This is a genomic window from Veillonella sp. CHU732 (assembly GCF_003992085.1).
Lineage (GTDB): Bacteria > Bacillota > Negativicutes > Veillonellales > Veillonellaceae > F0422.
In genome coordinates, this window is record NZ_RQVC01000010.1 from 19,036 (window position 1) to 32,413 (window position 13,378).

A 13,378-nucleotide genomic window follows, 5' to 3' on the forward strand; every position below is an offset into this window, starting at 1 on the left:
TTTAAGGAGGACATGAGATGAGTCTTTTATCTCAAAAATTTAAGTTTCTTCGCAAGAAGGACGTATCTCCAACAGGCCATCAAATCACAGAAGAAGGTGGTCGTGAATGGGAAAATTTTTATCGTGACCGTTGGTCCTACGATAAAGTAGTCCGCACCACACATGGCGTAAACTGTACTGGTTCTTGTAGCTGGAACATTTACGTAAAAAATGGTGTTGTTGCGTGGGAAAATCAAGCAACTGATTATCCTAAAACACCAGATGATATGCCGGATTACGAACCACGTGGATGCCCTCGTGGATCTACATTCTCTTGGTATTTATATAGCCCACTACGCGTAAAATATCCATATGTACGTGGTGAATTGATTGAGCTTTGGAGAGAAGCGAAGAAAAATGCTAAAAATCCTATCGAAGCATGGAAATCTATTGTAGAAGATCCTGAAAAAGCAAAACGTTATAAATCTGCTCGTGGTATGGGTGGCTTTGTACGTTCTACTTGGGATGAATCTACAGAAATCGTAGCAGCTTCCTTATTATATACAGCAAAAACATATGGTCCAGACCGCAACGCAGGATTCTCTGTAATTCCAGCTATGTCCATGTTGTCCTATGCGGGTGGTGCACGTTTCTTGAACCTTATGGGTGGTACTCCACTTTCCTTCTATGACTGGTATGCTGACTTGCCACCATCAAGCCCACAAGTTTGGGGTGAACAAACAGATACTCCAGAATCTGGTGACTGGTACAATGCAGGTTACATCATTACATGGGGTTCCAATGTACCATTGACTCGTACACCGGATGCTCATTTCTTGGCAGAAGTACGTTATAAAGGCACAAAAGTAGTATCTGTATCTCCTGACTATGCAGAATCCACTACATTCTCTGATACTTGGTTGAATGTAAAAGCTGGTACAGATGCAGCGATGGCAATGGCAATGGGTCATGTCATTCTGAAAGAATACTATATTGATAAAGAAACTCCATATTTCAAAGAATATGCGAAAGAGTTTACAGACTTCCCATTCTTAGTACGTGTAGAAGAAATCAATGGTGCTTTACAAGCGGGCCGTTTCTTGAACAATCAAGATTTAGGTAGCACAGAAGATGGCGCTGATTTCCATACAGTAGTTATCGATGAAATTACGAATACAGTAGTGGCACCGAATGGTACATTAGGTGATCGTCATACAAATCCTAAAAAATGGAATTTACGTCTTGAAAACCGTGCAACAGGTGAGACAATCTCCCCTCGTTTATCTGTCATCGATCAACGTGATTCCGTTGCATTAGTAAAATTACCTTATTTCGGCGATGAAGCTCATGAAGGTATTATTGAACGTGCTATCCCAGTTATGACAGTACAAACTAAAGAAGGTCCTGTACAAGTAACAACAGTTTACGACTTAATTCTTGCTAACTACGGTATCGATCGTGGTTTAGGCGGTGAAGTGGCTACTAGCTATGAAGAAGATACTCCTTACACTCCAGCATGGCAAGAAAAAATCACTGGCGTAAAAGCAGATGTAGTGATTCGTACAGCTCGTGAATTTGCAGACAACGCAGAAAAAACAAAAGGTCGTTCTATGATCATCATGGGTGCTGGTATCAACCACTGGTATCATGCAGACGTAATTTATCGTACGATCCTTAACTTGATTATGTTCTGTGGTACAGAAGGCGTTAACGGCGGTGGCTGGGCTCACTATGTAGGACAAGAAAAATTACGTCCAGTAGAAGGTTGGGCTGGTATTATGACAGCAAACGACTGGAGTAAAGCACCTCGTTTACAAAATGGTACATCTTGGTTCTACTTTGCTACAGAACAATATCGTTCTGACTGCATCGACCTTGCAGATCGTGTATCTAAATTAGCCACACCTCGTTACAGACACCCTGGTGACTATAATGTATTGGCAGCACGTTTAGGTTGGTTGCCATCTTACCCTACTTTCAACCGTAACTATCAAGATTTGATCAACGATGCTCGTGCTACAGGCGCAGGTACTGAAGCTGAAATTAACCAGTACATTGTACAAGCATTGAAAAATAAAGAATTGAAATTCTGCGTAGAAGATCCTTCTGCAAAAGAAAATCATCCACGCAACTTGTTCGTATGGCGTTCTAACTTGATTGGTTCTTCTTCTAAAGGTCATGAATATTTCTTGAAATATTTATTGGGCACTAAAAATGGTGTCATTGAAGATGAAGATGCACCAGTACGTCCAGAAGAAATCAACTGGCGTGAAGCTCCAGAAACAGGTAAATTAGACCTATTAATCGACATTGATTTCCGTATGGCATCTACTGCGTTATACTCCGATATCGTATTCCCTGCAGCGACATGGTACGAAAAACAAGACTTATCTTCCACAGATATGCATCCATACGTACACGTATTCCAAGCGGCTGTAGATTGCGCATGGGATACTAAATCTGACTGGGATACATTCCGTACGTTAGCAGAAACAGTATCTCGCGTAGCAAAAGAATCTGGTTTCACTGAATACGAAGATATCGTAGCACAACCATTGGGTCATGATAGCCCAGGTGAAGTGGCTCAACCATTGGGTAAAGTATTAGACTGGAGCAAAGGTGAATGTGAGCCTATTCCAGGTAAAACAATGCCAAATCTTGTACACGTAAAACGTGACTACAGTAAAATCTTTGAAAAATTCATCGGCTTAGGGCCTAATATTGAAAATAAAGTGGGCGCTCATGGTTTATCATGGGATGTATCTGATGCTTACCAATCCTTATATGAACAAAATGGTACCATCAACCAACCAGGTTTTGTATCTCATGGTCGTCCAAGCATCTATGAAGCGCGTGAAGCTTGTAATGTTGTGTTAACATTGTCCTCTTGTACGAATGGTAAATTGGCAGTTCGTTCCTGGCAGGCAATGGAAGAAAAAACAGGCTTAACAGATCTTCAAAAGAATGCAAAAGGTCGTGAAGAAGAACGTATTACCTTCGAAGATATGGTTCGTCAACCACGCTTTATTATTCCATCTGTAACAAGTACAGGTAAAAATAATAAAGACCGTCGTTATTCTCCATTTACAACATCTACTGAGGATAAAGTTCCATTCCGTACCATCACTGGTCGTCAATCTTTCTATTGCGACCATGAAATGATGCGTGATTATGGCGAGGCTATGGCTCTTTACAAACCAGTCTTGTCCTACGCACCAGTGAAAGGTGATTATGCACAAGAAGGAGTTCCTCAAATCACATTGAAATACTTAACACCACATAATAAGTGGTCTACTCATAGTATGTACTTCGATAGCCAACAATTGTTAACATTGTTCCGCGGTGGACAAACAATCTGGTTGAACGAAGATGATGCGAAAGAAATCAATGTCCAAGATAATGATTGGGTAGAAGCTTTCAATAAAAACGGTATCGTCGCAGCCCGCGCTGTAGTATCCCCACGTATCCCTCGTGGTATTTCCTACATGCACCATGCTCAAGACCGTCACATCAACGTACCAGCTGCGCAAATCAAAAAACAACGCGGTGGTACACACAATGCACCAACTCACATTCATTTGAAACCGACACATATGATTGGTGGTTATGGTCAATTAAGTTATGGATTCAATTATTATGGCCCAACTGGCAACCAACGGGATATGACTATTGTGGCTCGTAAAATGAAGGAGGTAGATTGGCTTGAAGATTAAGGCTCAAGTATCTATGGTCCTAAATTTAGACAAGTGTCTAGGATGTCACACATGTTCTGTCACTTGTAAAAATACATGGACAAACCGCGAAGGTGCGGAATATATGTACTTTAATAACGTAGAAACTCGCCCAGGTGTTGGTTATCCACGTCATTGGGAAGACCAAGAGAAATGGAAAGGCGGCTGGACTGTTGGTAGCGATGGAAAATTAGCATTGGCTACAGGTTCTAAAACAAATCGTCTGATGAAATTGTTCTATCATCCAGAACAACCTGAGTTGAAAGACTACTTTGAACCATGGACATATGACTATGAAACATTGATCCATTCTGGTCGTAAAAATAACCAACCAGTAGCACGTCCACGTTCGTTGGTAACAAAAGAAAAAATGGAAATCAAATGGGGTCCTAACTGGGATGACGATTTGGCTGGTGGTGAACACGCTCGCTCTGATGTTAACTTAGCTAAAATGGGCGAAGATATTGTGTTTGACTATGAAAAAGTATTCATGCGCTACTTACCTCGTCTATGTAATCACTGTTTGAATCCAGCATGTGTGGCAGCGTGCCCATCTGGTGCGATTTACAAACGTGATGAAGACGGTGTAGTTCTTGTTTCTCAAGACGTATGTCGTGGCTGGCGCCATTGCGTACCATCTTGCCCATACAAAAAAATCTTCTACAACTGGGAAACAAATAAAGCTGAAAAATGCGTATTCTGTTATCCACGTTTGGAAAATGGATTACCACAAATCTGTGCGGAAACTTGCGTAGGTAGAATGCGTTATGTAGGCGTTGTCTTCTATGATATGGATAAAGTAGAAGCAGCTGCGGCTACAAAAAATGATGCGAATATCTATGAAAATACAGTGGATTTAATCTTAGATCCTCATGATCCAGAAGTAGTGAAAGCGGCTCGTGCTGAAGGTATTGGTGAAGCTTGGATTAAAGCAGCACAAAAATCTCCAGTCTACAAATTGATCAAAGAATGGAAAGTGGGCTTACCATTACATCCAGAATACCGTACATTACCAATGGTTTGGTATGTGCCACCATTGAGCCCAATCGTACAACGTATTACATCTGAAGTATACTTACCAGATGCAAATGAAATGCGCGTACCTGTGCAATATCTTGCAAATCTATTTACAGCAGGTAATGCAGATGCGTTAGCTCGTGTATTACAACGTGTATTAGATATGCGTGAATATATGCGTCGTCGTGATGTAGGCGGTGAAGCTCCTGAGCATCCAATCGATTTAACAGAAGATCAAATGTATGAAATGTACAAATTATTAGCCTTGTCTAAATACAATGATCGTTTCGTGATTCCTACAGATATCAAAGCGTCTCGTGAAGGTCGTGCAGATATGCAACATAAACGTGGTTTTGCCTGTCCTACAGGGGGATGCCAATAATGAATGATGCTCAGAAAATAGCGCTTATTGCGTCATTTCTGCTTCGTTATCCTGATGCTACTTGGTACGATGAATTACAAGAATGGAAGGGGGACGCAACATCTGTTGCGCACCCTCAACTCCGTCAAGCCTTGATAGAATTCTTCGACTATGTGGAAGAAACACCTCGTAAAGAGTTTGAAGATCAATATGTGCGTACTTTTGACTTCAGTCAAAATACGAATATGTATTTATCTACTTATGAATTACAAGGTACAGGGGAACAAGCAGAAGAACTTGTGAAATACAAAGCATTTTTCCTTGAAAATGGCTATGACTTACCAAAAGAAATGCCAGACTTTGTCCCAGCTATTCTTGAATTATGTGCGCTTATCGAAGAAGAAAAAGCAAAAGAAATTTATGAATACTGTAAACCAAAATTAGAATATATTCGGGAGCGCTTCATTGAAGCAAAACTGCCGTATGCATTCTTATTTGATATTATTTTATCTGTTGCAAATGGATTGGAGGACGGTGTACTATGAGTTTATTTCTATGGGGCGCCCTGCCTTATATCGCTTTCACCTTCTTTGTCGTAGGGACTCTTGTTCGCTTCTTTTACTTTGAAAGAAACTGGACTACTAAATCAAGTCAATTTTTAGAAAAGAAACAATTGCGTATTGCTAACCCATTGTTCCACTTTGGTTTGCTTTGCGTTATCGGTGGTCACGTGGTAGGTGTATTAATTCCTAAAACTTGGACTGCTATGGTGGGTGTAGATGACCATATGTATCATGCTGGTGCCTTGTATATGGGTGCTGTAGCTGGCTTCCTATTTATCGTAGGATTCTTGATGCTTATGAAACGTCGTTTCACAACACCTGAATTACGCGCTAACACATCTAAAATGGATGTATGGTTGTACTTGTTCTTTACACTAGCTATCGTAAGTGGTATGGCTGGTACCTTATTGAATGCGTCTGGATTCTTTGACTATCGTGTATCTATTGGACCTTGGTTCCGTAGCGTATTGATGGCTATGCCAGACCCATCCTTAATGGAAAATGTTCCTGGTATCTTTAAGTTCCATATGCTATCCTGGATGATTGTGGCTATCGTATTCCCATTCAGCCGTTTAGTACATTGTTTAAGCGTACCATTTAATTACTTAGCACGACCATTTATCGTGTATAGAAAAAGAGACCGTCGCTAGGTCGTCACTTGTTCCGCTATGTAGCCTGTGGCGTTCGTAACTGAATATGATAAAGGGAAGAGCACGGCATACCCCCTCTCAAACGGTATTTCATAATGTTTGTTCGGGGGCACGCCGTGCTCTTCTTGTGTTTGTTCAATTTTGTCAGTAAGATCCGCCACAAAGGCTACTACGCCTAACGGCACTCCTCAGGGGTACTAATATGTAAATGATATGTCTTATCTAATATGAATGCGTAAAAGGTCTGTATATTATGAGAAATTCATACTCTTAGATTCTTTACAATGATAATTGATATTGTTATACTTTAACAGTATAAATTTTTATTTTGGTATTATTGGATAAGGAGTGTCATGTGACGATGGAAAGTTCAGGACAAAAACAGTTTAAGAGCAAGTACCATATTTTAGTATGGATTGCTCTATTATCATTAGCACTGATTGGTATGGTTGAGTATGGATATTATTTACAAAATAGACCTCCGTTTAAATGGCAGATTTATTTAGGTTTGATTCCATTTTCATCTTGGGTAGTGTTGACGTATCTTGCGACAAAACCAAAATGGTTTACTACACGTTATAATGTAGGTGAAATGTACAAGGTACACCGTATTGTAGGTATTGTAGTAACTGCTATGTTAGGTGTTCACTGGTATGTATATTTTGGTCATGCTAAAACAGCATTAGGCTGGTGGGGCGGCTACGTAGCTCTTGTAGGGATGTTTATTGCTTTCCTAGTAGGAATTCTGTTCTTAACTCCATGGTTTAAAGGTATTGCTACATCTATGCCTCGTAAAGCAGCGGTTTGGATTCATAGATTGAATTTAGTAGCGTTAATTGGTGCTAATATTCACGTACATGGATTTAAACGTTTATCTGCGATGGTTCCATTCTTACAAGTATATGATGTACTTACGTATGGATTGGTGATTTACTATATTTATTGGATGATTAAGAAAAGAAACTAAGTCGTCACTTGTTCCGCTATGTAGCCTGTGGCGTTCGTAACTGAATATGATAAAGGGAAGATCACGGTATACCCCTCACAAACGGTATTTCATAATGTTTGTTCGGGGCACACCGTGCTCTTCTTGTCTTTGTGTGGTTTAAGTAGTTAAGGAACGCCACAAGGTTACTACTCGTAATGGCGTTCCTCAGGGGATTGGAAGACCGTAACACATTCCTACTCAAAATGATACAGTAGCTATGTTTGTTCGGGGATATCATACTTTTATTGCAATTGTTTAACATTTGTAATACAATTACTTCATAAGGGGGTGTATACTGTGGCTAAAACTGCAAATATTAATGTTCGGATTGAACCAGAGGTAAAACAAAGGGCAGAAAACTTATTTAATAGTTTTGGGATTTCAGTTACTGATGCTATCAATATTTTTTTACATACATCTATTATGGAAGGAGGATTTCCTTTCATTATAAAGCAACCAAGATATAATACTGAAACAGAATCTGCTATGCAAGAGGTACGTGATATTATATCTGGTAATATTAAAACAAAAACATATCACTCGACTAAAGAACTTTTTGAAGAGTTAGATATGGAGGCTTAACTATCATGTTGAAGCTTCAAATATCAACTAAGTTTCGTAAGGATTATAAGAGAATAAAAAAGAGAGGATATAATCTTTCTTTACTGCAAGATGTTTTAGATAAATTATGTGCTAAAGAGCCACTTGAACCTAAATATAGAGATCATGCACTTAGCGGTTCATATAAGGGTTTTAGAGAATGTCATATTCAACCAGATTGGCTGTTAATTTATGCGATAGATGATGATAGATTAATTCTTGTAGCGTCTAGAACGGGAACGCATGCCGATTTATTTGATATGTAGGTCGTCACTTGTTCCGCTATGTAGCCTGTGGCGTTTGTAACTGAATCATATAAAGGGAAGCCCATGGCATACTCCTTCTCAAACGGTATTTCATAATGTTTGTTCAGGAGTACGCCATGGGCTTCTTGCATGTATATTATTTAGGTAGAAAGGAACGCCACAAAGGCTACTACTCGTAACGGCGTTTCTCAGGGAGTTTTATCCTATCTATCATTGATGTTACCCTAGTTGCATGATATAATTTATATAAGGCCACAAGGCCTTTTCTTTTTATGTGAAATGGTATTACTCAATGTTAGAACGATAGCATTGATGTAGACAGGAGATACTATGTTTTTAGATGACACGATTGCAGCGATTGCGACGGCTCCGGGGATTGGCGGTATTGGTATTATCCGAGTCAGTGGTCCTGAGGCTTGTGATGTTGTGAATCGTATCTTTCACAGTAAACAATCTATCCCACTGGGTGAGCGCCAGACGAGGACGATCCATTATGGTCATATTGTCCATCCTAAGACGGGCAAAACTTTGGATGAGGTCATCGTGGTGTTGATGAAAGGTCCTCATTCCTATACGGCGGAGGATGTGGTAGAGATTCAATGTCATGGCGGTTTTGTGTCGGTCCGTGAAATACTGAAAGTCCTTCTTTCAGAGGGAGTACGTCAGGCGGAAGAAGGAGAGTTTACGAAGCGAGCGTTTTTGAATGGTCGCATTGATTTAACCCAAGCGGAAGCCATTATCGATATTATTGATGCGAAGACGGAGCAATCTTTGGAAGTGGCAGTGAATCAATTAGACGGTACCTTATCCAAGTATATTCGCGCCTTACGAGATGAGTTAATCGCTATGATTGCTCATTTAGAGGTAACTATCGATTATCCAGAAGAAGATATTGAAGACGTATCGGCTCAAGAGGTACGGACGGGATTAGCTCCCATCCTTGAGAAGATGGACAATCTATTGGCGACGGCACAGCGTGGTAAATTATTGCGTGATGGTGTGATGGTGTCCATCATTGGTCGTCCTAATGCGGGCAAATCTAGTTTGATGAACGCTTTACTTCGTGAGGACCGTGCCATTGTGACGAACATTCCAGGCACGACCCGTGATAGTATTGAAGAATTTCTGACCATCCAAGGGATTCCCGTGCGCTTAATTGATACCGCTGGGATTCGTGAGACCGAAGATATTGTAGAAAGTATGGGCGTTGAAAAAGCACGTCAATACTTAGATAAAGCAGATGTAGTGGTCCTTGTCATTGATGGGTCTAAACCATTGGAGCCAGAAGAACAAGAGTTGCTACAGCTCATTACGAATCGTCCAAGCATTATTTTCTTGAATAAAGCAGACCAAGCGCAATGTGTTAGCAAAGAAGAGATTGCGGCACTGGGGACTTTCACAGAGATTGTCACCATCAGCGCGGCCCAAGGGGAAGGTATGGATGAGATGGCGAGGGTTATTACATCCTTGGTGCAAGGAGGTTCTGTGCAGGCTAGTCATGAGGCGATGCTCAGCAATGTGCGCCACATCACTTTGATGGAACAGGCGAAAGTTAGCTTGGACCAATCCATTCTTGCCATAGATAGCGGCATGCCTATCGATTTAATCGTCACGGATATTCGCGCTGCTTGGGAGCTACTGGGTGATATTACTGGTGAAAGTTTACGTGAATCCATGGTGGATGAATTATTTAAACGATTCTGTTTAGGAAAATAGGAGAATACATGTATTTAGTAGATACGTATGATGTGATCGTCATTGGCGGTGGTCATGCTGGTTGTGAAGCTGCGTTAGCCACAGCTCGCATGGGGCACCGTACCTTGATGGCCACATTGAATTTAGATAACATTGCTCTTATGCCGTGTAACCCAGCCATTGGGGGACCTGGTAAAAGTCATCTAGTGTGCGAGCTAGATGCATTGGGCGGTGAAATGGGCATTAATGCAGATGCGACAGCCATTCAAATGCGCATGCTCAATACGGGAAAAGGACCTGCGGTACATTCCTTGCGGGCCCAATCCGATAAAGTTGCCTACCAACGCCGTATGAAAGAAGTTTTAGAAAATACAGAGAACCTCAATGTGAAGCAAATCATGGTCAATGAGTTGCTCATTGAAGAGGGTGTTATGAAAGGTATTGTGTCTGAATTAGGAGAAGTATACCAAGCAAAGGCAATCATCTTATGTACGGGTACGTACTTAAAAGGCAAGATTATTACTGGTGAATTGGCGTACACAGGTGGTCCTAATGGACAGCGAACAGCGGAATTGTTGTCTCAATCGTTATTGAACCATGGCATTAAGTTAATGCGATTCAAAACAGGTACACCAGCTCGTGTCGATAAACGAACCTTGCACACAGAGAATATGGAAATGCAACCTGGTGACTCTCACCATAGAGCCTTCTCCTTTATGTCTGATTGGATCGACCGCAATGAACAAGTATGTTGGTTGACTTTCACGAATCAAAATACACATGATATCATTCGTGGCAATTTACATCGTGCCCCTATGTACACGGGCGTCATTGAAGGGACAGGCCCAAGATATTGCCCATCCATCGAAGATAAAGTGGTTCGTTTTGAAGATAAACAACGCCATCAATTATTCGTGGAACCAGAAGGCAATCACACCAACGAAATGTACGTCCAAGGTATGAGCACAAGCTTACCAATCGATGTGCAATATGCGTTCCTACGAACTATCCCTGGTTTGGAAGATGTAGAAATCATGCGTCCAGCTTATGCTATCGAGTATGATTGCTTAGATCCATTGCAATTGACACCTGCTTTACAAGTGAAGCATATCCAAGGTTTGTATTCTGCAGGTCAAGCCAATGGTACATCTGGCTATGAAGAAGCGGCCGCACAAGGCTTGATGGCAGGTATCAATGCAGCCTTATGGTTAGAAGGAAAAGAGCCATTTATCTTATCTCGCTCCGAAGGCTACATCGGTGTACTCATCGATGATTTGGTAACGAAAGGAACGAAAGAACCATACCGCATGATGACGAGCCGCAGTGAATATCGCTTGTTACTTCGTCAAGACAATGCAGATATGCGCTTAACAGAAAAAGGCTATGAAATTGGACTTGTTAAGGAAGAACGATATAGAGCTTTCAAAGAGAAACAAGGTAAGATCGAAGAGGCGATTCAATTACTAGCGGATACACCTGTAAACCCTAGCGAAGAAACGCAACAAATCTTAGATCGCATTGGTACACCTCGCATCAAAACGGGCATTAAGGCTTACGATTTGGTGAAACGTAACGAATTATCCTATGGAGTAGTGGCAGAGGCATTCGGATTGCCTCGCTACGAAGCGCCGGTGGAAGAAGAAATCGATATTACCATTACTTACGATGGATATATAAAAAAACAAATGGAACAGGTAGAAAAGGTTCGCAAATTAGAGGCTAAGATTATTCCTCAAGATTGGGATTATACAGCGATGAAAGGTATATCTTTAGAAGCCATTCAAAAATTGAACGCTGTACGCCCCCATTCCATTGGTCAAGCAAGCCGTATTTCTGGGGTATCTCCTGCGGACATTTCTGTGCTCTTAGTGCAAATTGAGCAGTACTACCGTGAAAGAGGTTAATATGACATTTTCAAACTATGTGAAAGCCCACACCAACACCTATGGGTTGGACCTCACAGATGCACAAATTAACCAACTACAACGGTTTTACGAACAAGTGGTAACTATTAATGAGCACATGAACTTAACGGGTATTACAGAACCAGAAGAGTTTGCCTTAAAACATGTGGTAGATTCTCTATCTTGTTATGACCCTAAGTATTTTACAAAAGGTGCAACGGTCATCGATTTAGGGACTGGTGCAGGTTTTCCAGGTGTTCCCCTAGGCATCTATGATCCGTCCTTGCAAATTACTTTATTTGACTCTTTACAAAAGCGACTCCGCTTTTTAGATGGTGTTATTGAGGACTTAGACTTACAAGGATTACAAACTTTACATGGCCGTGCAGAAGATTTGGCACATCAAGAGTACCGGGAAACTTTTGATCTTCTCACTAGCCGTGCGGTGGCTCGCTTATCCATCTTATTGGAATGGGGACTTCCCTATGTGAAAGTAGGGGGTTATATGGTGGCATTAAAAGGCTCTATCGTGCAAGAAGAATTAGAGGAAAGTAAACGTGCTGTATCCATCTTGGGCGGTGAAATTGTAGAGGTCAAAGAAGTGACGTTACCGACCTTAGAGGATAAACGAGCTATTGTGTATATCAAAAAGGTAAAACCTACGGCTAAGAAATACCCTCGAAAACCAAAAGAGATTAAAATAAAACCTTTATAGCTATGCACTATAACTCATAATAAAATATAGAAAAATGCTTATAAGTTATATCTATGATATACTTAATGAGTACTCTTTACATGTGCGGTCACGTTGTGTTCGCACATGTTTTATATTTGCAATACAAGATTGAGGTGAGACAATGGCAATCTATAACGGACGATTACCAAAACTCAATGAAGATGAAATAAAACGATACTCCGGATTAAAACATGCGGAGGGATTTCCAGAGCAGTATGTGAAAGAAGCTGCCCTAGAAGTACAATTAGTGGCAGAACCTCGTGGTGTGTACCAATGCTATGATTACGATGCAGACACACATACAATTCTTAGTAACCCGCCTATGGTGCTGGATGCTACAGGCATCATTCGTCATTTAGGGAATGCTAAAAAAGTATATGTTCTTGCTGTCACAGTAGGAGAAGCCGTAGAAGAACGCAGTTCTGCTTTATTTAAAGAAGGCAAATCTACACTAGGTCTTCTTGTGGATGCAGCGGCTACAACCGCTGTAGAACAAGTGGCAGATCAGGTAAATGAACTCATCGACAGAGAGGCAAAAAAACAAGGTTTTAAAACGACATGGCGCTTTAGCCCAGGCTATGGCAATTGGCCTGTCACAGTACAACAAGAATTTGCTAAGATTATTAAGACAGAAGAAATTGGATTGACGGTGACAGACACAAGCATGCTATTTCCACGTAAATCAGTAACGGCTATTGTGGGCTGTCAAACAGTAGATGAAGAAGGACCAAAAACACAACGAGGTTGCACATCTTGTAGCCAAGTAGAGTGCGCATCTCGTAAGTTGCCAGAGAAGGGGAGAACGTCGTGCATTTAAACAAACGTATCGTTTGTGATAGATAGTACTGAAAAGGTATCCTATGTGGGATATCCTTATGATAGTTATAC

General features: G+C 41.0%; 11 protein-coding genes. All 11 read left to right on the forward strand.

The window, feature by feature from the left end; translation table 11 throughout:
• Positions 1-17: 17 nt before the first annotated feature.
• Positions 18-3,692: a nitrate reductase subunit alpha gene (locus tag EO121_RS05650; protein WP_127166665.1), complete on the forward strand. Its 3,675-nt coding sequence runs from the start codon at positions 18-20 to the stop codon at positions 3,690-3,692.
• Positions 3,682-5,109, forward strand: coding sequence for a nitrate reductase subunit beta (narH, locus tag EO121_RS05655; protein WP_127166667.1), 1,428 nt, complete (start codon positions 3,682-3,684; stop codon positions 5,107-5,109). The genes EO121_RS05650 and narH overlap by 11 nt, the downstream gene beginning before the upstream one ends.
• On the forward strand, positions 5,109-5,633 hold the full coding sequence (gene narJ / locus EO121_RS05660; RefSeq protein WP_126939905.1) for a nitrate reductase molybdenum cofactor assembly chaperone: 525 nt from the start codon (positions 5,109-5,111) through the stop codon (positions 5,631-5,633). Before narH ends, narJ begins: the two co-directional genes overlap by 1 nt.
• Positions 5,630-6,301: a respiratory nitrate reductase subunit gamma gene (narI, locus tag EO121_RS05665; protein ID WP_127166669.1), complete on the forward strand. Its 672-nt coding sequence runs from the start codon at positions 5,630-5,632 to the stop codon at positions 6,299-6,301. Before narJ ends, narI begins: the two co-directional genes overlap by 4 nt.
• Positions 6,302-6,662: 361 nt before the next feature.
• Positions 6,663-7,268: a hypothetical protein gene (locus tag EO121_RS05670; protein ID WP_127166750.1), complete on the forward strand. Its 606-nt coding sequence runs from the start codon at positions 6,663-6,665 to the stop codon at positions 7,266-7,268.
• 318 nt (positions 7,269-7,586) lie between these two features.
• Positions 7,587-7,871 (forward strand): type II toxin-antitoxin system RelB/DinJ family antitoxin, encoded by a 285-nt coding sequence (locus EO121_RS05675; protein WP_127166671.1) that lies wholly within the window; start codon positions 7,587-7,589, stop codon positions 7,869-7,871.
• A 5-nt stretch (positions 7,872-7,876) separates the two neighbouring features.
• The gene (locus tag EO121_RS05680) at positions 7,877-8,155 is read left to right on the forward strand and encodes a type II toxin-antitoxin system YafQ family toxin (protein ID WP_127166673.1); all 279 of its coding nucleotides are present in this window, start codon (positions 7,877-7,879) and stop codon (positions 8,153-8,155) included.
• Positions 8,156-8,485: 330 nt separating this feature from the next.
• A complete protein-coding gene (mnmE, locus tag EO121_RS05685; RefSeq protein ID WP_127166675.1) occupies positions 8,486-9,871 on the forward strand; it encodes a tRNA uridine-5-carboxymethylaminomethyl(34) synthesis GTPase MnmE in 1,386 nt (461 codons plus the stop codon).
• Between the two features lie 8 nt (positions 9,872-9,879).
• Entirely contained in the window at positions 9,880-11,754 is a 1,875-nt protein-coding gene (mnmG, locus tag EO121_RS05690; RefSeq protein WP_127166677.1) for a tRNA uridine-5-carboxymethylaminomethyl(34) synthesis enzyme MnmG, read from the forward strand.
• 1 nt (position 11,755) lies between these two features.
• The gene (gene rsmG, locus EO121_RS05695; protein WP_127166679.1) at positions 11,756-12,469 is read left to right on the forward strand and encodes a 16S rRNA (guanine(527)-N(7))-methyltransferase RsmG; all 714 of its coding nucleotides are present in this window, start codon (positions 11,756-11,758) and stop codon (positions 12,467-12,469) included.
• A gap of 142 nt (positions 12,470-12,611) precedes the next feature.
• The gene (locus EO121_RS05700) at positions 12,612-13,307 is read left to right on the forward strand and encodes a vitamin B12 dependent-methionine synthase activation domain-containing protein (protein WP_062402199.1); all 696 of its coding nucleotides are present in this window, start codon (positions 12,612-12,614) and stop codon (positions 13,305-13,307) included.
• The last annotated feature ends 71 nt before the right edge of the window (positions 13,308-13,378 follow it).

Excerpts from the sequence above, each read along its gene's own strand:
- EO121_RS05650 (WP_127166665.1), top strand. The coding sequence starts at position 18 with ATGAGTCTTTTATCTCAAAAATTTAAGTTTCTTCGCAAGAAGGACGTA.
- narJ (WP_126939905.1), top strand. The coding sequence starts at position 5,109 with ATGAATGATGCTCAGAAAATAGCGCTTATTGCGTCATTTCTGCTTCGT.
- narI (WP_127166669.1), top strand. The coding sequence starts at position 5,630 with ATGAGTTTATTTCTATGGGGCGCCCTGCCTTATATCGCTTTCACCTTC.
- EO121_RS05670 (WP_127166750.1), top strand. The coding sequence starts at position 6,663 with ATGGAAAGTTCAGGACAAAAACAGTTTAAGAGCAAGTACCATATTTTA.
- EO121_RS05680 (WP_127166673.1), top strand. The coding sequence starts at position 7,877 with ATGTTGAAGCTTCAAATATCAACTAAGTTTCGTAAGGATTATAAGAGA.
- mnmE (WP_127166675.1), top strand. The coding sequence starts at position 8,486 with ATGTTTTTAGATGACACGATTGCAGCGATTGCGACGGCTCCGGGGATT.
- mnmG (WP_127166677.1), top strand. The coding sequence starts at position 9,880 with ATGTATTTAGTAGATACGTATGATGTGATCGTCATTGGCGGTGGTCAT.
- rsmG (WP_127166679.1), top strand. The coding sequence starts at position 11,756 with ATGACATTTTCAAACTATGTGAAAGCCCACACCAACACCTATGGGTTG.
- EO121_RS05700 (WP_062402199.1), top strand. The coding sequence starts at position 12,612 with ATGGCAATCTATAACGGACGATTACCAAAACTCAATGAAGATGAAATA.